The 21,679-nt window shown below is 60.3% G+C and carries 19 protein-coding genes and 1 riboswitch; of the genes, 12 read left to right on the forward strand and 7 right to left on the reverse strand.

The features are described 5' to 3' along the window. The first annotated feature begins 103 nt into the window (after nucleotides 1-103). Entirely contained in the window at nucleotides 104-1,198 is a 1,095-nt protein-coding gene (locus tag D8U73_RS05890) for a glycosyltransferase (protein ID WP_130903951.1), read from the forward strand. On the opposite strand, the gene D8U73_RS05895 is transcribed toward D8U73_RS05890, so the two are convergent. Continuing rightward, nucleotides 1,193-1,798, reverse strand: a complete 606-nt coding sequence (locus D8U73_RS05895) for a serine/threonine-protein kinase (protein ID WP_056852334.1) — start codon at nucleotides 1,796-1,798, stop codon at nucleotides 1,193-1,195. The genes D8U73_RS05890 and D8U73_RS05895 overlap by 6 nt on opposite strands. A gap of 108 nt (nucleotides 1,799-1,906) precedes the next feature. Here D8U73_RS05895 and D8U73_RS05900 point away from each other — a divergent pair, with 108 nt between their 5' ends. The 3 genes from D8U73_RS05900 (at nucleotide 1,907) to hldE (ending at nucleotide 6,514) form a co-directional block, all read left to right on the forward strand. Next, nucleotides 1,907-3,079 (forward strand): O-antigen ligase family protein, encoded by a 1,173-nt coding sequence (locus tag D8U73_RS05900; RefSeq protein WP_130903952.1) that lies wholly within the window; start codon nucleotides 1,907-1,909, stop codon nucleotides 3,077-3,079. Between the two features lie 15 nt (nucleotides 3,080-3,094). After that, nucleotides 3,095-4,900 carry a lipid A export permease/ATP-binding protein MsbA gene (gene msbA, locus D8U73_RS05905; protein WP_056852336.1) on the forward strand — a complete coding sequence of 602 codons (1,806 nt, stop codon included), beginning with the start codon at nucleotides 3,095-3,097 and terminating at the stop codon, nucleotides 4,898-4,900. A gap of 189 nt (nucleotides 4,901-5,089) precedes the next feature. Continuing rightward, entirely contained in the window at nucleotides 5,090-6,514 is a 1,425-nt protein-coding gene (gene hldE / locus D8U73_RS05910) for a bifunctional D-glycero-beta-D-manno-heptose-7-phosphate kinase/D-glycero-beta-D-manno-heptose 1-phosphate adenylyltransferase HldE (RefSeq protein WP_046819873.1), read from the forward strand. Nucleotides 6,515-6,675: 161 nt separating this feature from the next. Here the strand turns inward: hldE and D8U73_RS05915 are convergent, their stop codons facing one another. From D8U73_RS05915 to D8U73_RS05930, 4 genes are all read right to left on the reverse strand, one after another. Beyond that, the gene (locus tag D8U73_RS05915) at nucleotides 6,676-7,641 is read right to left on the reverse strand and encodes a hypothetical protein (RefSeq protein ID WP_056852337.1); all 966 of its coding nucleotides are present in this window, start codon (nucleotides 7,639-7,641) and stop codon (nucleotides 6,676-6,678) included. A 33-nt stretch (nucleotides 7,642-7,674) separates the two neighbouring features. Then, complete coding sequence (locus D8U73_RS05920; protein ID WP_130903953.1) at nucleotides 7,675-8,487, reverse strand: aldo/keto reductase; 813 nt, start codon at nucleotides 8,485-8,487, stop codon at nucleotides 7,675-7,677. Further along, entirely contained in the window at nucleotides 8,484-9,659 is a 1,176-nt protein-coding gene (locus D8U73_RS05925; RefSeq protein ID WP_130903954.1) for an FAD-dependent oxidoreductase, read from the reverse strand. The genes D8U73_RS05920 and D8U73_RS05925 overlap by 4 nt, the downstream gene beginning before the upstream one ends. 135 nt (nucleotides 9,660-9,794) lie before the next feature. Next, the gene (locus D8U73_RS05930) at nucleotides 9,795-10,127 is read right to left on the reverse strand and encodes a multidrug efflux SMR transporter (RefSeq protein ID WP_008004867.1); all 333 of its coding nucleotides are present in this window, start codon (nucleotides 10,125-10,127) and stop codon (nucleotides 9,795-9,797) included. Nucleotides 10,128-10,230: 103 nt separating this feature from the next. Here D8U73_RS05930 and D8U73_RS05935 point away from each other — a divergent pair, with 103 nt between their 5' ends. Both D8U73_RS05935 and waaA read left to right on the forward strand, forming a co-directional pair. Continuing rightward, on the forward strand, nucleotides 10,231-11,133 hold the full coding sequence (locus D8U73_RS05935; protein WP_130903955.1) for a LysR family transcriptional regulator: 903 nt from the start codon (nucleotides 10,231-10,233) through the stop codon (nucleotides 11,131-11,133). Nucleotides 11,134-11,144: 11 nt separating this feature from the next. Next, the gene (waaA, locus tag D8U73_RS05940) at nucleotides 11,145-12,425 is read left to right on the forward strand and encodes a lipid IV(A) 3-deoxy-D-manno-octulosonic acid transferase (RefSeq protein WP_056852341.1); all 1,281 of its coding nucleotides are present in this window, start codon (nucleotides 11,145-11,147) and stop codon (nucleotides 12,423-12,425) included. A 165-nt stretch (nucleotides 12,426-12,590) separates the two neighbouring features. On the opposite strand, the gene D8U73_RS05945 is transcribed toward waaA, so the two are convergent. Next, complete coding sequence (locus tag D8U73_RS05945) at nucleotides 12,591-14,030, reverse strand: TolC family outer membrane protein (protein WP_056852342.1); 1,440 nt, start codon at nucleotides 14,028-14,030, stop codon at nucleotides 12,591-12,593. A 206-nt stretch (nucleotides 14,031-14,236) separates the two neighbouring features. Next, nucleotides 14,237-14,342: riboswitch (TPP riboswitch) on the forward strand. Between the two features lie 163 nt (nucleotides 14,343-14,505). Here D8U73_RS05945 and thiC point away from each other — a divergent pair. Together thiC and cytX are read left to right on the forward strand one after the other, a co-directional pair. Further along, on the forward strand, nucleotides 14,506-16,395 hold the full coding sequence (gene thiC / locus D8U73_RS05950; protein ID WP_056852343.1) for a phosphomethylpyrimidine synthase ThiC: 1,890 nt from the start codon (nucleotides 14,506-14,508) through the stop codon (nucleotides 16,393-16,395). A 208-nt stretch (nucleotides 16,396-16,603) separates the two neighbouring features. Continuing rightward, nucleotides 16,604-17,896 (forward strand): putative hydroxymethylpyrimidine transporter CytX, encoded by a 1,293-nt coding sequence (gene cytX, locus D8U73_RS05955; protein WP_130903956.1) that lies wholly within the window; start codon nucleotides 16,604-16,606, stop codon nucleotides 17,894-17,896. On the opposite strand, the gene D8U73_RS05960 is transcribed toward cytX, so the two are convergent. Beyond that, nucleotides 17,865-18,611, reverse strand: a complete 747-nt coding sequence (locus tag D8U73_RS05960; protein ID WP_130903957.1) for an RsiV family protein — start codon at nucleotides 18,609-18,611, stop codon at nucleotides 17,865-17,867. The genes cytX and D8U73_RS05960 overlap by 32 nt on opposite strands. Before the next feature lie 224 nt (nucleotides 18,612-18,835). On the opposite strand from D8U73_RS05960, the gene D8U73_RS05965 reads away from it, so the two are divergent. From D8U73_RS05965 to D8U73_RS05980, 4 genes are all read left to right on the forward strand, one after another. Next, the gene (locus D8U73_RS05965; protein ID WP_056852346.1) at nucleotides 18,836-19,453 is read left to right on the forward strand and encodes an NUDIX domain-containing protein; all 618 of its coding nucleotides are present in this window, start codon (nucleotides 18,836-18,838) and stop codon (nucleotides 19,451-19,453) included. Continuing rightward, entirely contained in the window at nucleotides 19,444-19,896 is a 453-nt protein-coding gene (locus D8U73_RS05970) for a DUF1249 domain-containing protein (RefSeq protein WP_008063540.1), read from the forward strand. Before D8U73_RS05965 ends, D8U73_RS05970 begins: the two co-directional genes overlap by 10 nt. 111 nt (nucleotides 19,897-20,007) lie before the next feature. Further along, complete coding sequence (gene cpdA / locus D8U73_RS05975) at nucleotides 20,008-20,823, forward strand: 3',5'-cyclic-AMP phosphodiesterase (protein ID WP_130903958.1); 816 nt, start codon at nucleotides 20,008-20,010, stop codon at nucleotides 20,821-20,823. 208 nt (nucleotides 20,824-21,031) lie between these two features. After that, entirely contained in the window at nucleotides 21,032-21,640 is a 609-nt protein-coding gene (locus D8U73_RS05980; RefSeq protein ID WP_056852348.1) for a YqiA/YcfP family alpha/beta fold hydrolase, read from the forward strand. Nucleotides 21,641-21,679: the final 39 nt, after the last annotated feature.

Below are 21,679 nucleotides of genomic sequence, written 5' to 3' on the forward strand. Positions count from 1 at the left end.
CGTGCGTTCCTGTTGGCGGTTGCTATGGTGAAGTTGTGGTCGGTTCATCCCCTGAGCGCCGTACGGCTTCTCTAAAGCACTCCCTGTCCCGGCTTTTCACCCTATGAGCATTGTTAACGTCATGTGGGCCAGCGGCGCTCCGTTTGCCTCGACTCACAAGGTGCACCAACAGATATTGTCCCAGGTCCCGGCCTCTGTACCGATCGAAACCTGGCTGCTTCAGGGGCATGCCTCGGAGTGTGGAGTGGCGGTCGGCAAGGTGCGGGAGTGGGGGCTGACCTCTGCGCGACTGAAAGGGCGACACATCTGGCGACTGGCCCGGCCCTGGATGCACTACAAGTTGCAGAGTGCGCTCAAATCCAGCGATGCGCGCGTACTGTTGCTTGATGGCCTGGGCGTGGCCCGGGCACTGTTGCCCTGCATCGAGACCATGCCGCACTTGCGTGCGGTAGTGGTTTTCCATGGTTCGACGCGGCTTCACGCAGCGGATCGAGCGCTCTTCCAGCGGTTCCCGGCGTCCCGGCTGTCGGTGGTTGCTGTGTCGCAAACCCTCGCGACGTCATTGAGCCAGGACCTGCAACGGCCAGTCACGACACTGCGCAGCGCTTTTGATCCCACGGCCTGGCGTTCTGCCCTGCTCACCCGGGAACAGGCGCGTTCCCGGTTGGGCTTGCCTGTGGATAACACATCGATGCTGGGTGCCGTGGGACGGCTGGTTGGGGGAAAAGGTTTTGCCTGTCTGATCGATGCTTTCGCGGCAGCATTGCTTGAACGACCGGATCTGCGCTTGGTGATTGTGGGCGAAGGTGTTGCCCGTGCCGAACTGGAAGCGAAAATCCACGCGGCAGGGTTGCGCGGCAAAGTCTTTTTGCCGGGTCATGTGAGTGACGTGGGGCAGCTCTATCGAGCATTCGACTGGGTGGCGATGCCGTCGCTGAGCGAAGGCCTGGGGCTGATCCTGCAGGAGGCGGTCATGGCCGGGGTACCGGTAATCGCCAGTGAACTGGATGTGTTCCGTGAACAATTGGGCGATGCCGGCTGGTATGCCCCCGTCGAGGATGTGGCTGCCTGGCGCGACACGATTGCCCGGGCGTTCAGTGCCAACGCTCAAGCGATCGCCGCAGAGCAATATCGTGCACTTGCCCCGGACCAGGCCTGGCGGGATTTCAGCCAGGCTTCCCGGGCATTGCTCTCATGAAGCGAGCAGTGCCTGTTCGAGGGCTTTCATCGGAAAGCTGTCGTTCAGGTTTTCCCGTGCAATATAGCGAGCGAAGTGCTGCAGGTTGCGCTTGACTAGATGACGGGACAGCGGTGCGCGCAGAAAGCGCATGTCCGCCACATCAATCAGGCCCATGCGGTTATCGGGGGTGACCACGATATTGCCCAGGTGCAGTGAGCGGAAATAAATTCCCGATTCATGGAGACTTCTTATCAGGCCCACCAGGTCCGGCAAGGCCTGCGGCCAGGTGAATCCTTCCTTGTTGGCGATCTGGCGCAGGGTCTCGCCTGGCAATGGCTGGTAAAGCACCGCCGTCATGCCTGGCGCTTGCAGTCGGTAGTACTGCAGGACCTGCAAAGTCGGCACACCGAGTTTTTGCAGTTCTACGGCGTTGTCGATGAATCGCTTGGAATAGGGACGAAACAGCGCAGAAGAAAAAATACGCTTGCGGCGGAACAGTTTCAGAATATTCCCATTCTGCAACAGGTAGACTTTCGGCCCAAAGCTGTCGGCTTCCAGTACTCTGGCGCCTTCAATCATTTGATTTAGAGCGGCTTGTGAAAGCCGAGAACATTGCATCGTAGAAAGCCTTGTTGGAAGACGGGCGTTGTGACGGGCAATGATGCCGAAAAGTTTCAGCTTTAACCATGCCGGGCGGGGTGGGTGACGTTTCTCAGGGGTAATTTGATGCAAGAAAAACGCTGGGCGCAAGTATGGATGACGATAGGTCTGCTTTGGTTCCTGTTGGCCATCGCCGTCGCGCCTACCAACAAGATCTATCAACAAGGTTTGGTCGCATCGGTCTGGCTGCCGGCACTGTTTTTTTCATGGTCCGCGCGAGCCCGGCTCCGGGAGTTATTCCATCAGCAACGCTGGGTCTATCTGCCGATGCTCGGGCTTCTGGTGTGGTCTCTGATCAGTCTTGCCTGGACGAACGCTCCGGACCTCGCTCGCGAGGCCAAGCGTTTGCTCTACATCGTGGTGTTCCTGATGTTCTTCCCGATATTTGCCAATGGCCAGCCTGATCGCGTGATCCGCATCATGCAGTGGGGTGGGCTCGGGTTGGCGCTGACGGCGCTCATCGCCATCATCAAGTTCTATGGAGTGGATGGAAACAATTGGAGCGCACGCCTGGAGGGGTTGGGTGAATTGGCTCATCCGATTCTGGGCGGGTATGTCATTGGGCTGGCTGCGGTCTGGCTGGCTTTCTGGCCTCCGGCCAGCGGCAAGTTGCAGGTGCTCTGGGTGATTGCTCTGGCCCTGCTTTGTGCATTCGTGATGCTTAGCCAGAGCCGTGGCGCCGGGCTGGCGTTGTTTTTCACGATACTTGCCATGCCGGTTTGGAGCAGTGACCGACGTAGCCGCATCATCGCAGCGGCAGCATTGATCGTGGCGGTCATGGCAATCTGGTTTTTCGAATCGTTCGTCGTGGCGCGCGGAGTGTCTTATCGTCCGCAAATCCTGATAGCCAGTCTGCAGATGATCAGTGAGCACCCATGGCTTGGCCTCGGCCTTGGCGGTGACTACCGAGTGTTTGCTTCAGGTGAGTACTTCAATCATACGCATAACCTGTTTACCCACGTGGCTCTCGAATTGGGGCTGCCAGGGTTGCTGTTGTGGTGTTCGATCTGGCTTGCGGTGCTGTACGAGGCCTGGAAAGCCCGGGAGACGCTTTATGCCAAGGGAATCATTGGCATCTGGGTGTTCTCGACGCTGGCCATGCAATTTGACGCCGCCAGCCTGTCCGGGACCCCGAGGCCCGAATGGTTTATAAGCTGGTTGCCCGTGGGGCTGGCCAGTGTTCTGGTATGGGCACGGGCCAACTCCGGCGCCTGTGATAAAATTTCACGTTCCATTTAACCAGTGAGCCCTACGATGAGTGATGCACCGCCTGAAGCGGGACAGGATTCCAGCCTGAAAATCTACCTTCGGCTGTTGGGGTACGTGAAACCCTATATCGGTCTCTTCCTGCTGAGTATCGTAGGCTTCGTGATCTTTGCCTCCACGCAGCCGATGCTGGCCGGGATTCTCAAATATTTCGTCGATGGCCTGAGCAACCCTGAAGCGGTGCTGTTCCCTACAGTCCCTTACCTGAAGGATTTGCAGCTGCTGATGGCCGTGCCGTTGTTGATCATCCTGATCGCGGCGTGGCAAGGCCTCGGTTCGTTTCTCGGTAACTTCTACCTGGCGAGGGTATCGCTAGGGCTGGTGCATGACCTGCGCGTCGAGCTGTTCAACAAGCTGCTGGTGCTGCCCAACCGCTATTTCGACACCCACAACTCCGGGCATCTGATCTCGCGCATCACGTTCAACGTGACCATGGTGACCGGTGCCGCCACCGATGCGATCAAGGTCGTGATCCGTGAAGGCCTGACCGTGGTTTTCCTGTTTGCCTATTTGCTGTGGATGAACTGGAAGCTGACCCTGGTGATGCTGGCGATCCTGCCGTTGATTGCTTTGATGGTGGGTAGCGCCAGCAAAAAATTCCGCAAGCAGAGCAAGAAGATCCAGGTGGCCATGGGTGATGTGACCCACGTGGCTTCCGAAACCATTCAGGGTTATCGCGTGGTGCGCAGCTTCGGCGGCGAGACTTATGAAGAGCGTCGCTTCGCTGCCGCAAGCCAGGGCAACACCGAGAAGCAGTTGCGCATGACCAAGACCGGCGCGGTCTACACGCCGATGTTGCAACTGGTGATCTACACCGCCATGGCTGTGTTGATGTTCCTGGTGCTGTTCCTGCGCGGTGATGCCACCGCCGGTGATCTGGTGGCCTACATTACCGCCGCTGGCCTGCTGCCCAAGCCGATCCGCCAGTTGTCGGAGGTCAGTTCGACCATCCAGAAAGGCGTCGCCGGTGCCGAAAGCATTTTCGAGCAACTGGACGTCGAGCCCGAGGTCGACAGCGGCACGGTCGAGCGAGACCGCGTCAGCGGGCATCTGGAGGTGCGCAACCTCAGCTTCACCTACCCTGGAACCGACCGTGAAGTGCTGAAAAACATCAACTTCACGGCGGCGCCGGGGCAGATGATTGCACTGGTCGGCCGTTCAGGGAGCGGCAAGTCGACCCTGGCCAGCCTGATTCCGCGTTTCTATCATCACGACATTGGCGAAATCCTGCTCGATGACGTTGAGATCGAAGACTATCGCCTGCGCAACCTGCGCCGGCACGTGGCGCAGGTTACCCAACACGTGACGCTGTTCAACGACACCATTGCCAACAACATCGCTTATGGCGACCTGGCTGGCGCGCCGCGCGAAGACATTGAAAAGGCTGCCACGGATGCCTATGCGATGGACTTCATCTCGCAGATGCCTGAAGGCCTCGATACTCAGGTCGGAGAAAACGGCGTGCTGCTGTCCGGCGGGCAGCGTCAGCGTCTGGCGATTGCGCGGGCACTGTTGAAAAACGCGCCATTGCTGATCCTCGACGAGGCCACTTCGGCCCTCGACACCGAGTCCGAGCGCCACATTCAGGCGGCACTGGACCAGGTCATGAAAGGGCGCACCACGCTGGTCATCGCTCACCGTCTGTCGACCATCGAAAAAGCCGATTTGATTCTGGTGATGGAGCAGGGCCAGATCGTCGAACGCGGCACCCACGCTCAACTGCTGGCGCAAAACGGCTACTACTCGCGTTTGCATGCGATGGGGCTGGACGCGCCGGCTGAAGACATCGCCTGAAATAGTCTTTTGCAGGGCGTTGCCCTGGCTGCGATCTTTTGACTTTGTTTTTAAAGATCAAGAGGTCGCAGCCTCGTTGCTCTCTACAGTCCTGCCCTCGCGAATTTATCCCGATGCAGCCGTCGCACAAGCCTGCGGCAACCCTGTGTTAATATCGCGCCCCTGTTCATTTTGTATGTGGGTTGCTCCATGAAGTTGTCCATGCCGCGATTCGATCAAGCCCCTGTCTTGGTGGTCGGCGATGTCATGCTCGACCGTTACTGGCATGGTGGTACCTCACGGATTTCCCCTGAGGCGCCAGTACCTGTAGTCAAGGTCGAGCACATCGAGGACCGCCCCGGCGGTGCCGCCAACGTTGCGTTGAACATTGCCGCCCTTGGCGCGCCAGCCTCGCTGGTTGGCGTGACCGGCGACGATGAAGCCGCCGACAGTCTGGTCAATAGCCTCAAGGGTGCAGGTGTGCGGGCGTTGTTCCAGCGCATCGCGCATCAACCGACCATCGTCAAGTTGCGGGTCATGAGTCGGCACCAGCAATTGCTGCGTATCGACTTCGAAGAACCGTTCGCCACCGACTCGCTGGCGTTGTCGGTGCAAGTCGACGAATTGCTCGAAGGCATCAAGGTGCTGGTGCTCTCCGACTACGGCAAGGGTGCGTTGAAAAACCATCAAGTCTTGATTCAGGCAGCTCGTGCCCGTGGCATTCCGGTGCTGGCCGACCCCAAGGGCAAGGATTTTTCGATCTATCGCGGTGCGAGTCTGATCACACCGAACCTCAGCGAGTTCGAAACCATCGTTGGCGGTTGCGCCGATGAGCACGAGCTGGTGAGCAAGGGCGCGCAGTTGATGCACGACCTGGACCTTGGCGCCTTGCTGGTGACCCGTGGCGAACACGGCATGACCCTGTTGCGCCCGGATCATCCGGCCCTGCACCTGCCGGCTCGCGCCCGCGAAGTGTTCGACGTGACCGGCGCCGGCGACACGGTGATTTCCACCCTGGCGGCGGCGATTGCTGCCGGCGAGGAACTGCCGCATGCGGTGGGCCTGGCCAACCTGGCCGCGGGCATCGTGGTCGGCAAGCTCGGTACGGCGGCGATCAGTGCGCCGGAACTGCGTCGCGCCATCCAGCGTGAAGAAGGTTCGGAGCGCGGTGTGCTGGGGCTCGAGCAATTACTGCTTGCCGTCGACGACGCCCGTGCGCACAACGAGAAGATCGTGTTCACCAACGGTTGCTTCGACATTCTGCATGCCGGCCACGTGACTTACCTCGAACAGGCACGCGCCCAAGGCGATCGCCTGATCGTAGCGGTCAACGACGATGCGTCGGTCAGTCGCTTGAAAGGGCCGGGTCGTCCGATCAACAGTGTCGACCGACGCATGGCCGTGCTGGCCGGGTTGGGTGCGGTGGACTGGGTGATCAGCTTCGCCGAAGGCACCCCGGAAAACCTCCTGCGCGAGGTCAAGCCGGACGTGTTGGTCAAGGGTGGGGATTACGGGATTGACCAGGTGGTGGGCGCGGACATCGTGACTGCCTACGGCGGCACCGTGAAAGTGCTGGGGCTGGTGGAAAACAGCTCCACTACCGCCATTGTCGAGAAAATCCGCAAGTCCGAATAACGCGTGATCACTGTGGCGAGGGAGCTTGCTCCCGTTCGACTGCGAAGCGGTCGTAAAACCATTGAATGCGATTTGCCTGGTGCAACTCGATTGCAGGTTTTAGGGTCGCTCCGCGACCCAACGGGAGCAAGCTCCCTCGCCACGGCAGCGTACTGATCAGCCTATCGTGCAGCCTTGCGCGGTACGATCTTCTTCAGCAGTTGCTTGGCCTTCCCGCGCAGTCGCGCCAGGCCTGAATCCTTCGCCGGTGGCGTCAAGCCTTGCTGGCGGACCCAGTCCTTCCAGCGAATGCGCTCATCCCTCACCAACCAGCCTTCCTGCCGGGCAAAGCTCTCGGCCAGAAACAACCCGCGCGTGCTCGCCGGGTACAGTTGATCCTTCTTCAAGGTATAGAGCTCGGCCAACGGGTGGCCGTCCTGCAAAGGCATCAAGTACAGATCGGGCCGCTTGCGATCCAGTCGGGCCACCAGTTGATCGCCTTCCAGCCGTTCGTCGACGTGGAACAGACTCAGGGATTTGGCTTCCTTGGGCACGTCCAGGCGCAAATCATAGATCAACTGCAACGATGCCGTCGGCAGGTGCACATAGGCCCGGGGCCGCTCAATCAGCTGCAGGTTGGCGCAACGCACCGGCCGCGCCGAGCCGGACAGTGGCGACAGGCGAAACGGCAGGGCTTCGCGGTAATGCAGAGCAGACGAGTAGGGCGCGGGCAACCATGTGTCGTTGAAGCGCCCACCGAGCCAGCCTTCCGGGGTTTCCAGCAGGCATTCTTCGGCAATCTCCTGGATCGCCGTGTGCAGCGGCAGGTTCAGCTCGTGGGCCGGCACGTAGCCGGAAATCAGCTTGAGCACGACGTCCCCGCGATCCTGGCGACGCTGACGCACCAGTACCCAGTAATCGCGATTCTGCCAATGCAGCGTCAGGCGCACCGAAACGCCGAGGTTGGCCAGTTCCAGGGCAAAGCGCTCGCTGTCGGCGACGGTGACCGGGCGGCGACGTTGCAGGGTCTGGGAGAAGTTCAGCGGCCTGCCGACGCTCTGGTAACTCAGGCCTTCGGGAGTCGCTTCGACGAATAACGGCAGGGTCTTGAAGTTGCTCGGATTCTTTCTAATGAGCGTACGCGGCATGTCGGCTCCTGCTTTAGGCCGCGTGGGGCGGCATCAGTGGCTACGTAGGACCTGGGCAACGGTCGCGACGTTGTGGGCGAGGTGCAGCGGGTTGATCGTTCCGACAATAGCACTGGCCACCCCCGGATGTTCAAACAGCAACTCGAAACTGGCGCGCACCGGGTCCACCCCGGGACTCAGGCAAACGTGACCACTGGCGAGGGCTTTTTTGACCAGAATGGCTTTGCCGTGAGCAGCAGCATAGTCAATCACGGCTTTCTCGTTTTGCTCGTTCAGATTGTAGGTGACCATTGCGCAATCGCCTTGCTCCAGCGCCTTCAAGCCACCCTCGACGGTTTTGCCGGAAAAACCGAAGCCGCGAATCTTGCCCTCGCCCTTGAGCGCGGCGAGGGTTGCATAGACTTCGCAATCGTTGAGGATCGCCAGGTCGTTGCCATCGGAGTGCACCAGCACCAGGTCAATGAAATCTGTTTCCAGGCGTTGCAGGCTGCGTTCAACCGAGAGCCGGGTATGCGCAGCGCTGAAATCGTGGCGCGATTGGCCGTCGGCAAACTCTTCGCCAACCTTGCTGACGATCACCCAGTCCTGACGCTGGCCGCGCAAGAGCGGGCCGAGGCGTTCTTCACTGCGGCCATAGGCCGGGGCGGTGTCGATCAGGTTGATGCCCAGTTCCCGGGTCAACTTGAGCAGCATGCGCGCTTCGTCATCGTCCGGAATCTGGAAGCCGTTGGGGTACTTCACCCCTTGGTCCCGGCCGAGTTTCACGGTGCCCAGGCCCAGCGGAGAAACCATCAGGCCGGTGCTGCCCAGGGGGCGATGCAGGTCGTGCAGGGTAGGTTGGCTCATGGCAGTAGTTGCTCCCAGACCGGAATGCCCATCGGTGGCCTTGGCAGCGGCGGCAGCGTCGCTACCGGACCCGGTTGAATGCCGTCGCGTGCAAGGCTGGCGATCACCCGGTCGGCAAAGTCCGGCGCCAATGCCAGCTTGGTAGGCCAACCCACCAACAATCGACCTTCCTCGGCGAGGAAGGCGTTGTCGGGGCGGGTCAGGCCCGATTGCAACGGCTCGGCACGATCCACGCGCAAGGTTGCCCACTGCACCGTGCTCAGATCAATCCAGGGCAACAACTGGCCGAGTTCTTTCTGTGCGGTGGCGATCTGTTCGGCGGGCTCGCGAGCCACACCTTCGCTTTCGGCGATGTCTCCGCCCATGTACCAGACCCACTGACCATCGGCTGCCGGATGGGTGGTTATGGTAAGGCGCGGTTTGGTGCCACCACCCAGGCAGTGGGCATACAGCGGCTTGAGGCTCGGGCCTTTGGCGATGATCATGTGCAGCGGGCGACGTTGCATGGCGGGTTGGCTCAACCCCAAAGCTTCAAGCAGCGCAGCTGTCCCGCCACCGGCGCTCAAGACGATGCGTTGCGCACGAATTTCATGCTCATCGACTTTCAGGCCGACCAGAACACCGGCCTCCAGCAGCGGTTCGATCTTCTGACCGGCGAGCAGGCCATCACCCGCCAGATCGGCCAGGCGCTGGATCAGGCTCGGCACGTCGATCACCAATTCGGCCAGTCGATAGACCTTGCCCTTGAAACGCTTGTCTTGCAGGGCGGGCGGCAATTGCTCGCCCTTGACCTGATCGACACGGCCGCGCACGGCTTTGCTGGCGAAGAAACTGGTGAGGTTGCCGGCGATCGTGCCGGGGGACCACAGATAATGGGCTTGCGATAACAGGCGCACGCCGGACAGATCCAGCTCGCCGTCACCGGCCAGCGCTTCCCGCCAGCGACGGGGCATGTCGGCAATGGCTTCAGAGGCACCGGTGATTGCGCCATGCAATGCGTACTTGGCGCCGCCGTGAATGATGCCTTGGGATTTCATGCTTTGCCCGCCGCCGAGGCTGGCGCTTTCCACCAGCACGGTCGAAAAACCCTGGCGGCGCAGGCGCGCATTCAGCCAGAGGCCGGCGACACCAGCGCCGACAATCAGAACGTCGGTGGAAATAACGGATGGCATGCGACGACCTCAGTGTTCAAGACGAGGGCGCAGTATACAGACTCGAAGATTGGAGGTTTTGCTGGCGATCAACACGGCGAATCAAAATCCTGTGGGAGCGAGCAGGCTCACTCCCACAGTGCATTAGGTGCGAGCTTAATGCCCGGCAGTCTTGGAGAAGAGCTGGATGACAACAACCCCCAGCACAATCAACGCCATCCCCAGCATCGCCGGCACATCCAGTTTCTGCCCGTAGATAAACAGCGCCGCTACACTGACCATGACGATGCCCATGCCGGCCCACACCGCGTAGGCAACACCCACCGGCACGCTGCGCACCACCAGCGTCAGCATCCAGAAGGCAATCCCGTAACCGACGATGACCAGCAACAAGGGCAACGGTGTGCTGAAGCCTTTGACCGCTTTCATCGAAACGGTGGCAATCACTTCGGCGCAGATGGCGATGGCCAGATAGTAGTAGGCGGTCATGGTTCAATCCTCGTGTGAAGTGTTGCTCTCTGAGGTCGGCATTTTAGAGATTCCCCAGATGCGGTAAAGTCATTACCTATCTGCTTTGGAGATGGGTTGAGCCATGAACACACAATGGAATCTGGAGCAGTTGCGGCTGTTTGTCAGCGTGGCTGAGCAACGATCGTTTTCCGCCGTGGCGCGGGATCAGCGCAAGGCGCAATCGGCGGTCAGCAGTTCTATTGCATTGCTGGAGGAAGACCTGGGCGTGAGCCTGTTCGAGCGCAGTAGCGGCCGTCAGCCGAAACTCACCGAGGCCGGCACGACATTACTGGAGGAGGCCCGAGAAGTGCTGCGCCAGTGTGAACGCCTCAATGGCCGGGCGTTGGCGATGATGCGCGGGCAAGAGGCCCGTTTGCGTGTGGCGCAGGACGAGGCGATGCCTTACCAGCCGATCATCGAAAGCTTCGAAGCCCTGGCGGAAAAATTTCCCAGTGTCGAAGTGCAGTTGACCAGCGCCGCCCAAGGCGATGTCGCGCGCAAACTGGTGGAGCGGCGGGCCGATCTGGGGTTGTTGTTCTTTCATGATCAGATACCCGAAGCGCTGGAACGGCGGGTATTGGGCAGCGTCGAAATGGTCACCGTGTGCGGCAGGGATCATCCGCTGGCGGCCAAGGGCACAGTGGACTGCCAGCAACTGGCGCAACACCGGCAGTTGTTGATGTCGACGGAGTCCAGCATTTATCCGGGCAGCGAGCCAGCCAGTCCGCAAGTCTGGCGTGCCGACAGTTTCTACGTGATGGCCGAATGGCTGGTGCGCGGCCTGGGTTGGGCATGGTTGCCGCGCCACGTGGTGCAGTACCCGACGTATCAGAATCAGATGGTGGAACTGGTCAGCGAATGGACTCCGCCGGCGCTGGTGGTGGAGCTGGTCTGGCGCCGCGACGAACCGCTCGGTCCGGCGGCTCGCTGGCTTGCTGAACGTTTTGCCGTGCACTTGCAGGCGATCGGCGAAAAAAGCCGATAAACTCCGCCGCCATGAATAGAACTCTCTACACCGCGCTGTTTTATCTGGGGCTGCCATTGGTGGCGATTCGGCTTTGGCTGCGCGCACGCAAGGCGCCGGCGTATGCCAAACGCATTGGCGAGCGTTTCTCCTATGGCATGCCCGCGATGAAACCGGGCGGTATCTGGGTGCATGCGGTGTCGGTGGGCGAGAGCATTGCTGCCGCGCCGATGATCCGTGCCTTGCTGCAACGCTATCCACAATTGCCGATCACCGTGACGTGCATGACGCCAACTGGCTCGGAGCGCATCCAGGCGTTGTTTGCCACTGAGCCGCGCGTCCAGCACTGTTATTTGCCCTATGACTTGCCGTGCGCCGCTAAACGCTTTCTTGATCGGGCCCGACCAAAACTGGCGGTGATCATGGAAACCGAGCTGTGGCCCAACCATATTCATCAATGCGCCAAGCGCGGGATTCCGGTGGCACTGGCCAATGCGCGGTTGTCGGAACGATCCGCCAAGGGTTATGGCCGCTTCGGCAAATTGACCGGACCAATGCTCGCCGAGATGAGCCTGTTCGCGGTGCAGACCGAAGCCGAGGCCCAGCGTTTCCGTGATCTGGGGGCGCGGGCAGAAACGGTTGAAGTGACCGGCTCGATCAAGTTTGACCTGACGATCGATCCGCAACTGTTGCAGCGCGCCAGCGAATTGCGTAGCCAATGGCAGGCCCAGGAGCGCCCGGTGTGGATCGCCGCGAGCACCCATGACGGCGAAGATGAAGTGGTGCTGGCGGCCCATCGCCGGTTGCTGGCCGATCATCCTGATGCGTTGCTGATCCTGGTGCCGCGTCATCCGGAGCGATTCGATTCGGTGTACGGCTTGTGCCAGCAACAAGGGTTTGCCACGGTCCGGCGTTCCAGCGGCGAGCCGGTTGGTGCCGGTACTTCGGTGCTGCTCGGCGACACCATGGGTGAATTGCTGTTTCTCTACGCGTTGGCCGACAGCGCTTTTGTCGGCGGCAGTCTGGTGCCCAACGGCGGGCATAACCTGCTGGAGCCGGCCGCGCTGGCAAAACCGGTATTGAGTGGCCCGCACCTGTTCAATTTCCTCGAAATCGCCGCGCAACTGCGCAGTGCCGGGGCCTTGCAGGAAGTGGAAGATGCCGAAGGTTTGGCCCTGGCAGTTCAGCGGCTGTTCGAATTGCCGCGGGATGCACAACGCATGGCCGAAGCAGGCTTGAAAGTGATGCGCAGCAATCAGGGCGCATTGCAGCGGTTGCTGGATGGGCTAGGCCGGTTGATCGCTGGCCACTGACCAATTGTGGCGAGGGAGCTTGCTCCCGCTGGGCTGCGAAGCAGCCCCATACCCCGACACCGCACTGCATACAGACATATCGCATTGCCAGGTTTTACGACTGCTTCGCAGCCGAGCGGGAGCAAGCTCCCTCGCCACAGAAAGCTTTTCACCCAAGTTGCCTTTTTACTGACCCGGCCGGGCCTTCAACTGTTCAGCCGCAGCCTTGGCCAGATCCGGTGGCAGGAAATCCTTGTCCGGGTTGTAGTCGGCCTTGAGCCAGCGCGCCAGGTCCTGCAAATCACCCGGGTTCAATGTCCCGGCCTGTTGCTTGAGGCGCAGGTTGTCGAGGATGTAGTCGTAGCGGGTGTTGTTGTAATCACGCACCGAGGTGTACAGCTGGCGCTGCGCATCCAGCACGTCGACGATGTTTCGCGTCCCCACCTGATAACCGATTTCGGTCGCTTCCACCGCGCTCTGGTTGGAGATGATCGATTGCTTGCGCGCCTGTACCTGTTCGACGTCAGTGTTCACCGCGCGATGCAGGTCGCGGGTGTTTTCGACGATTTGCCGGCGCAGGGATTCGCGCTGCTGCTCGGTCTGGTCCAGTTGAGCGTAAGACTGACGGACCTGGGAATTGATCAGCCCGCCACTGTAGATCGGGATGTTCAATTGCAGGCCAATCGACGATTGCTCGACATCACCCTTGTACGACTGCCCAAAGGCACTCGGGTTACTGAAGCCCAGTGCATCGTTATCGCCTTTCTGGTATCTGGCCACGGCATCAACGGTCGGTGCATGGCCGGCCTTGCGCTGTTTGAGGGTTTGCTCGGCGGCGCTGACGGCATAGTTGCTGGCCAACAGATTGAGGTTCTGTCTGGCGGCTGTGTCGACCCACGCCTTGGCATCGTTCGGTGCCGGCGGCAGGATCGGCAAGTTATGGGAAATGCCCCAGATAGCCTTGTACTGACGGTTGGTCAGGGTGATCAGGGCTTCGAACGCGTCATCCACCTGACGCTGCGCGACGATCCGGTTGGCACGTGCAGTGTCGTAGCTGGCTTGTGAGTTCAAGACGTCGGTCTTGTCCGAAAGGCCGACATCGAAACGTTCGTTGGACTGATCCAGCTGCCGTTTGAACGCGGCTTCTTCGGCCTTGGTCGATGCCAGGTTGTCCTGACTGCGCAACACGTTGAAGTAACTGTCGGCGGTTTGCAGGATCAGGTTTTGCTGGGTCGCCGAGAGTTGCAGGGCGGCCTGTTCGTTGACGTCCTTGGCGGCCTGGAACTGGAACCAGCGATCGGCACGAAACAGCGGCTGTGCCAGGGTTGCCTGGTAAGAGTGGGCATTGCGGTTGGCAGTGGCCGACGGCTGATCGATAGACGTGCGGACACTGGTGACATCCGCGCCACCCGACAGATTGGGCAGCAGCCCGGCGCGGGCCTGGGGCACGACTTCTTTCTGGGCGCCATATTGAGCGATGGCGGCAGCGAGGTCGGCGTTGTTGTCCACCGCCTCCTGGTAGACGCTGACCAGATCGTTTTTTGTCGACAAGGGCGCTTCTGCTGCCCAGGCCATTCCATTGGACGCACATGACACGGCAACGGCCAGTGAGAGTTTGCGCAGCATAGGCGATCCCTAGTAGAAATATTACACAAGTAATTTAAGCGCCAAGGCTAAGGCGCTACAGGTGCAGCGTCAATGCGCAGCCTCGGCGTAGCGAGTGTAGTTGTGCATTCAATCGGCAACAATCCTGCCTTCCCCCGTAATTACGCCATTCATCAAGGTGTTTGCAGCGGTGTTGGCGTTCTTTGCCAGTTGTGTCTAGACTGGCCGGGTTCTTGTCGGGGTGCCTTGCTATGAGGCTGAGATCGAATAATTTCGGATCCCGTTGAACCTGATCAGGTTAACGCCTGCGTAGGGAACAAGATTTCTCGTCACCCGGCGAGTCCTCTTGTGCTTCGTCCGGGATGTTGTTCGACAATCGAACAGCCCTCGTGCACCGAGCACAGCACAGCTGGTTTCCCAGCGCCCGTGCGTCCATTCGTTTACAGGTTCGCTCCGACAAAAATCCACTGCCTGGATGATGTCTGGAGAACCCGTGATGACTACAAAAGCAAAAATCGCCACCAACCTGAGTGAATCGGCCAAGGTCGATCAGCAATCGGTTCAGCCGTTTACCCGCTCGCAAAAAATCTATGTCCAGGGCTCTCGTCCGGACATTCTCGTGCCGATGCGTGAAATCAGCCTCGACGTGACGCCGACCGACTTCGGCGGCGAGGTCAACGCACCGGTCGTGGTCTATGACACATCAGGCCCGTACACCGATCCCAACGTCATCATCGACGTGCGCAAAGGCTTGGCCGATGTGCGTTCGCCGTGGATCGAGGCCCGTGGCGACACCGAGCGACTGGCTGGCCTGAGTTCGAATTTCGGCCAGGAACGCCTTGCCGATCCCGAGTTGACCCAGCTGCGTTTCGCTCACGTCAACAATCCACGTCGCGCGAAACCGGGCGCCAACGTCAGCCAGATGCACTACGCGCGCAAAGGCATCATCACCGCCGAGATGGAATACGTCGCCATCCGCGAAAACATGAAGCTGGAAGTGGCCCGCGCCGCCGGCCTGCTGGACCAGCAGCACGCCGGCCACAGCTTCGGCGCCAGCGTGCCGAAAGTCATTACCCCCGAGTTCGTCCGTGACGAAATCGCCCGGGGCCGCGCGATCATCCCGGCCAACATCAACCACACCGAACTGGAACCGATGATCATCGGCCGTAACTTCCTGGTGAAGATCAACGGCAACATCGGCAACAGCGCCCTGGGTTCGTCCATCGAAGAAGAAGTGGCGAAATTGACCTGGGGCATTCGCTGGGGTTCGGACACGGTCATGGACCTGTCCACCGGCAAGCACATCCATGAAACCCGTGAGTGGATCATCCGCAACTCGCCCGTGCCGATCGGTACTGTGCCGATCTATCAGGCCCTGGAAAAAGTCGGCGGCGTCGCCGAAGACCTGACCTGGGAGCTGTTCCGCGACACGCTGATCGAGCAAGCCGAGCAGGGCGTCGACTACTTCACCATCCACGCCGGCGTGCTGCTGCGCTACGTGCCGATGACCGCCAAACGCGTGACCGGCATCGTCTCCCGTGGCGGTTCGATCATGGCCAAGTGGTGCCTGGCGCATCACAAAGAGAACTTCCTCTACACTCATTTCGAAGACATCTGCGAAATCATGAAGGCCTACGACGTCAGCTTCTCGCTGGGCGATGGCCTGCGTCCTGGCTCGATTGCCGATGCCAACGACGAAGCGCAGTTCGGCGAGCTGGAAACCCTCGGCGAGCTGACCAAGATCGCCTGGAAGCACGACGTACAATGCATGATCGAAGGCCCGGGCCACGTGCCGATGCAGTTGATCAAAGAGAACATGGACAAGCAGCTCGAATGCTGCGACGAGGCGCCGTTCTACACCCTCGGCCCACTGACCACCGACATCGCGCCGGGCTACGACCACATCACCTCCGGCATCGGTGCGGCAATGATCGGCTGGTTCGGTTGCGCCATGCTTTGCTACGTAACGCCCAAGGAGCACTTGGGTCTGCCGAACAAGGATGACGTGAAGACCGGGATCATCACCTACAAGATCGCCGCCCACGCCGCCGACCTTGCCAAGGGACATCCGGGCGCGCAGATTCGCGACAACGCCCTGAGCAAGGCGCGTTTCGAATTCCGGTGGGAAGACCAGTTCAACCTGGGCCTTGATCCGGACACCGCGCGTTCGTATCACGATGAAACCCTGCCGAAGGATTCGGCCAAGGTCGCGCATTTCTGCTCGATGTGCGGGCCGAAGTTCTGCTCGATGAAAATCACCCAGGAAGTCCGCGAGTACGCGGCCAACCAACGCATCGAAGCGGTCGACGTGGACGTTGCCCAAGGCATGGCCGAACAGGCCGAGCGCTTCAAGCAGGAAGGCAGCCAGCTGTACAAGAAGGTTTGATCTGACCGGGCGCACTCGGGTGCGCCGCTTATCCATGTGGCGAGGGAGCTTGCTCCCGCTGGCCTGCGAAGCAGACCCAAAACCAGCCACCGCATTCTGGGTGCCAGATTGCGATGACCGATTTTACGACTGCTGCGCAGCCGAGCGGGAGCAAGCTCCCTCGCCACAAGGGTGGTTTACACAACAATGTCCCTCTGAGATAACACCCTTGAGCATTCAACCCAGCACTTACTCACCTGATATCGCCGTGCCGATCGACAAACGTGTGTTCGGCGGCCGCGATCTGTTTTCTCTGTGGTTCTCCCTCGGCATCGGCCTGATGGTCCTGCAGACCGGCGCATTGCTTGCACCAGGCCTGGGCCTGTCGGGCTCGTTGCTGGCGATTTTCCTCGGCACGCTGGTCGGCGTTCTTCTACTGGCGGCGGTCGGGGTGATCGGTAGCGACACCGGCCTGTCATCGATGACTGCACTCAAACTCAGCCTCGGCGCCAAGGGCGCGAGCCTGCCGGCAGTGCTGAACCTGCTGCAACTGATCGGTTGGGGGGCGTTCGAAATCATCGTCATGCGCGATGCCGCCAGCCTGTTGGGCGCCAAGGCTTTCAGCGACGCCAGCCTGATGTCGAGCCCGGTGCTGTGGACGCTGTTTTTCGGCGCGCTGGCGACCTTGCTCGCTGTCAGCGGTCCGTTGACCTTCGTGCGCAAGATACTGCGCAAGTGGGGCATCTGGTTGCTGTTGGGGGCGTGCATCTGGTTGACCTGGAACCTGTTCGCCAAGGCCGATCTGGCCGCATTGTGGACGCAGGCCGGCGATGGCTCGATGCCGTTTGCCGTGGGCTTCGACATTGCCATCGCCATGCCGCTGTCGTGGTTGCCTTTGATTGCCGACTACTCGCGTTTCGGCAAGCGGGCGAAAAACGTCTTCGGTGGCACCGCCATCGGTTTCTTCATCGGTAATTTCTGGCTGATGAGCCTGGGCGTGGCCTACACCCTGGCGTTCGCGCCGAGCGGTGAAGTCAATGCCCTGTTGCTGGCACTGGCCGGCGCCGGCCTGGGCATTCCGTTGCTGTTGATTCTGTTGGACGAGTCGGAGAACGCCTTCGCCGACATTCACTCGGCAGCGGTGTCCAGCGGGATTCTGTTGCGCCTGAAAGTCGAGCACCTGGCATTGGCCATCGGCGTGGTCTGCACCCTGATCGCCTTGCTGGCGCCATTGGCCCAGTACCAGAACTTCCTGCTGCTGATCGGCTCGGTGTTTGCGCCGTTGTTCGGCGTGGTGCTGGTGGATCACTTCATCCTGCGCAAGCGCAGTGGCCAGGTGGCGTCAGCCGCGCTGCGCTGGCCGGCGCTGCTCGCCTGGCTGGGCGGGATCAGCACCTATCATTTGCTGGCCAACCTGTATGCCGATATCGGTGCAACCCTGCCGGCACTGGTGGTGGCAGGGCTGCTGCAACTGGTGCTGGGCCGGGCCTTCAGTTACGGCCGGGAAACAGCTCGGGCTTGAGGATTCCGTTCAGGCGAGGGTAGGGGATCTTCAGTTCGACATGGCCCAGTGCGTACGGCGCGATGCTGCTGGTTTCATATTTGAGGATCACCCCGCCATAGGTCAGCGCCACGTTCTGGGTTTTCTGGAACGGCCAGCTTTTGACGAACTCCGGTTCCTGATCGAGCTTGGTGCTGATCAACCAGCTGTTGTGCGCCACCTGCGCGGCTTTCCAGAACGCCTCTTCCTGCCCTGGCACCAGCATGTCCGCCAGCGTCAGCACTTTATGCTGCTGACGCGAGTAGTTGATGAAACCGCGGCCCGGCGTGCCATGGGCGCCGCCAGTGTCCAGGTAGCTGGACAATTCGATGATCACCAAGCCGTCATGCTGCTCGCGTACTTTCGCTTGCAGGTAGCTGCTGTTGCGTGGCCCCGCAGTGCGCAAGAATTGCTCGCGATAGGCCGCCAGCGTCGGCGCGACCGGAGCATCGGGCGAGGTGTGGGTCATTGCCAGCAGGCGTTTTTCGATGATGCCATCCAGTGCGGGTTCCGCGGGGAAGTGCAGGGTGTCGATGTTCACCAGCGGGCAATCCTGATCCTTGCAACCCGGCTGAAGCTGTTCGGTGGCGTCGCGGGTGACTTCCAGCGGTGCGCGATAATTGGGCTGGAACAAACTCTGGCAGGCGCCCAGGGTCAGGGCGATAGCGGCCACGGAGGCGATTTTAAAAAGCGACATGTGCGTCCTTCATAAATCAGGGAAAGGCAAAAAGTTACCCGCTTCGACTACCAACGGAGCAGTCAGTTCGCCACTAAGCTAATTAGAGTGGGTTTCGTCCTCACCGTCTATCCCGCTGACGGGAAAGGGGCTGCATCAAACCTCACGGGCGCGTTAGGATGGCGCGAAGTCGAGGTTCCACGGGAAAAGGAATCTCGTATCGGATTGAAGTAATGAGGATTGTCATGACCGATTTTGCCAACGCCATTCCGACCGCCGTAGAGATCGTTCGGCGCGAAAAGTGCTTCGAGGGCTTCTACAAGCTCGAACGCGTGCACTTGCGCCATGAATTGTTCGCCGGTGGCATGAGCCGCGAAATCAACCGTGAACTGTTCGTCCGTCATGATGCAGTGTGCATGCTGCCGTACGATCCGCAGCGAGACGAAGTCGTGCTGATCGAGCAGTTTCGTGTCGGTGCCCTCGGCAAGACCGACAATCCGTGGCTGGTAGAACTGGTTGCCGGTCTGATCGACAAGGACGAACAGCCGGAAGAAGTTGCTCACCGCGAAGCGCAGGAGGAAGCTGGGCTTGAAATCGCAGCGCTCTGGCCGATGACCAAATATTTTCCATCGCCGGGCGGCAGCGACGAATTCGTGCATTTGTACCTGGGGCGTTGCGACACCACCGGCGCCGGTGGCCTGCATGGACTGGAGGAAGAGGCCGAAGATATCCGCGTTTCGGTGTGGGCCTTTGAAGATGCCCTGCAAGCCGTACGCGATGGACGTATTGCCAACGCGCCAAGCATCATTGCCTTGCAATGGCTTGCTTTGAATCGCGTTGAAGTGAGGGGGTTATGGTCGTAAACAAACTGCGCGATCGCTATCGGGTGGACCTCGTGGGGCTGCAAGCGTCCTGTGAGGCGAACTACGCGCGCCTGATGCGACTGTTGCCGGACATGCGCAGCGAGCCTGCGGCGAGGCGCATCGCCGTGACCCATGGCGACCAGATGCTCGGCGTGCTGGCGCTGGAGGTGTTGCAGGTCTGTCCGTACACCACCACCCTGCAAGTGCGTCAGGAGCACAGTCTGCCCTGGCTACCGGTGCCGCAACTGGAAGTACAGGTCTATCACGATGCCTGCATGGCCGAAGTGGTCAGTGCCGAACATGCGCGACGCTTTCGCGGCATCTATCCTTATCCAAATGCCTCGATGCACCAGCCCGACGAAAAAGCCCAGCTGAACATGTTCCTGGGCGAGTGGCTGAGTCATTGCCTGGCATTGGGGCATGAGTACGAAGTGGTACGTTAACTTCCGTCGCAGTTGTGAACTGCGTCAGGTTCACAGGTTTCTTCTTTCGATCGTCCCCCAGCATAATTGCGCCAATCATCCAATCCCGTGATCACGCCCTGGGAGAACACCTTGCCGAGCGTATCCACCTTGAGCACCGCTGAGCCGGCACTGCTGGTGCAAATTTCCGACAGCCATCTGTTCGCCGAGGCGCACGGCACGCTACTGGGCATGAACACCCGCGACAGCCTGCAAAAAGTCCTTGAAATGGTGCGCGCCCAGCAGCCACGGATCGACCTGGTCCTGGCCACCGGTGACCTGTCTCAGGACGGCTCGCTGGAGTCTTACCAGGCGTTTCGCGACCTGACCCGACAGCTCGATGCGCCGGCGCGCTGGATTCCCGGCAATCACGACGAGCCGCAGATCATGGCCGAGGCCGCCGTTCAGAGTGCATTGCTGGAGCCGGTAGTGGATATCGGCAACTGGCGGGTCACGCTGCTGGATTCGGCAGTGCCGGGCTCAGTGCCGGGCTACTTGCAGGACGAACAATTGCAACTGTTGGCCCGCTCGTTGAGCGAGGCACCGCAGCGGCATCATCTGGTGTGCCTGCACCATCATCCGGTTTCGATTGGTTGTGCGTGGATGGAACCGATCGGTTTGCGCAATCCGGACGCCTTTTTTGAAGTGCTCGATCGTTTTCCGCAGGTGCGTGCCGTGCTGTGGGGGCATGTGCATCAGGAGATCGATCAATTGCGTGACAATGTGCGTCTGATCGCCTCGCCGTCGACCTGCATTCAGTTTGAACCGGGCAGCGAGGACTTCACGGTCGGAGAGCAGGCGCCGGGGTATCGCTGGTTGCGGTTGATGCCCGATGGACAGCTGCAAACCGGGGTGGAACGCGTTACCGGTTTCGATTTCCAGGTCGACTACGGCTCCAACGGCTACTGACACGTTTCCTGCGAACACTGATTTCCATTGTGGGAGCTGGCTTGCCAGCGATTACGGACTGCCTGACAACATCAATGTTGAATGTGACGGCCTCATCGCTGGCAAGCCAGCTCCCACAGGGGCTGTCTTCAATTCGGTGGCGATGGCACCCAACATCCCCCGAGTCCCTGTAAACTCCGCTTCTTTACCCGACGCGCAGGGAGTCCAAATGTCCGGTTCGATCCTTTATATCCACGGTTTCAACAGCGCGCCTGCATCGAAAAAGGCCACGCAGTTGAGCGCAGTGATGGAACGGCTGGGCTTGAGCGACCATTTGCGCGTGCCGGCCTTGCATCACCATCCCCGCGAGGCCATCGGTCAGCTTGAACAGGCGATTGCAGCGCTCGGGCGGCCATTACTGGTCGGCAGCTCACTCGGCGGCTACTATGCGACTCACCTGGCCGAGCGCCATGGCCTGAAAGCCCTGCTGATCAACCCTGCCGTCAGCCCGCACCGGATGTTCGACGGATTTCTGGGGACGCAGAAAAACCTGTATACCGATGAGACCTGGGAACTGACCCACGACCACGTAACGGCGCTGGCCGAGCTGGAAGTGCCGCCACCCCTGGACCCGCTGCGGTATCAGGTATGGTTGCAGACGGGGGATGAAACGCTGGACTATCGCCTGGCCCAGCAGTATTACCGGGCCTGTGCCTTGCGTATCCAGGCCGGCGGCGACCATAGTTTCCAGGGGTTTGCCGCACAGCTTCCAGCCATGCTGAGTTTTGCCGGCATTGGCGCCGATGTGTATCAGGCGATAGATTTCACCGCATTGTGAAACCTCGCCCCTATTTTCAATGAATGACTGACGACGAGA

Source organism: Pseudomonas sp. Sample_22, from assembly GCF_004307635.1.
Lineage (GTDB): Bacteria > Pseudomonadota > Gammaproteobacteria > Pseudomonadales > Pseudomonadaceae > Aquipseudomonas.

Coding starts and splice junctions, on each gene's coding strand:
- D8U73_RS05935 (WP_130903955.1), top strand. CDS start 10,231: ATGAACACACAATGGAATCTGGAGCAGTTGCGGCTGTTTGTCAGCGTG.
- D8U73_RS05960 (WP_130903957.1), bottom strand. CDS start 18,611: ATGTCGCTTTTTAAAATCGCCTCCGTGGCCGCTATCGCCCTGACCCTG.
- D8U73_RS05980 (WP_056852348.1), top strand. CDS start 21,032: ATGTCCGGTTCGATCCTTTATATCCACGGTTTCAACAGCGCGCCTGCA.
- D8U73_RS05925 (WP_130903954.1), bottom strand. CDS start 9,659: ATGCCATCCGTTATTTCCACCGACGTTCTGATTGTCGGCGCTGGTGTC.
- D8U73_RS05915 (WP_056852337.1), bottom strand. CDS start 7,641: ATGCCGCGTACGCTCATTAGAAAGAATCCGAGCAACTTCAAGACCCTG.
- thiC (WP_056852343.1), top strand. CDS start 14,506: ATGACTACAAAAGCAAAAATCGCCACCAACCTGAGTGAATCGGCCAAG.
- waaA (WP_056852341.1), top strand. CDS start 11,145: ATGAATAGAACTCTCTACACCGCGCTGTTTTATCTGGGGCTGCCATTG.
- D8U73_RS05900 (WP_130903952.1), top strand. CDS start 1,907: ATGCAAGAAAAACGCTGGGCGCAAGTATGGATGACGATAGGTCTGCTT.
- hldE (WP_046819873.1), top strand. CDS start 5,090: ATGAAGTTGTCCATGCCGCGATTCGATCAAGCCCCTGTCTTGGTGGTC.
- msbA (WP_056852336.1), top strand. CDS start 3,095: ATGAGTGATGCACCGCCTGAAGCGGGACAGGATTCCAGCCTGAAAATC.
- D8U73_RS05965 (WP_056852346.1), top strand. CDS start 18,836: ATGACCGATTTTGCCAACGCCATTCCGACCGCCGTAGAGATCGTTCGG.
- D8U73_RS05945 (WP_056852342.1), bottom strand. CDS start 14,030: ATGCTGCGCAAACTCTCACTGGCCGTTGCCGTGTCATGTGCGTCCAAT.
- D8U73_RS05890 (WP_130903951.1), top strand. CDS start 104: ATGAGCATTGTTAACGTCATGTGGGCCAGCGGCGCTCCGTTTGCCTCG.
- D8U73_RS05930 (WP_008004867.1), bottom strand. CDS start 10,127: ATGACCGCCTACTACTATCTGGCCATCGCCATCTGCGCCGAAGTGATT.
- D8U73_RS05895 (WP_056852334.1), bottom strand. CDS start 1,798: ATGCAATGTTCTCGGCTTTCACAAGCCGCTCTAAATCAAATGATTGAA.
- D8U73_RS05920 (WP_130903953.1), bottom strand. CDS start 8,487: ATGAGCCAACCTACCCTGCACGACCTGCATCGCCCCCTGGGCAGCACC.
- D8U73_RS05970 (WP_008063540.1), top strand. CDS start 19,444: ATGGTCGTAAACAAACTGCGCGATCGCTATCGGGTGGACCTCGTGGGG.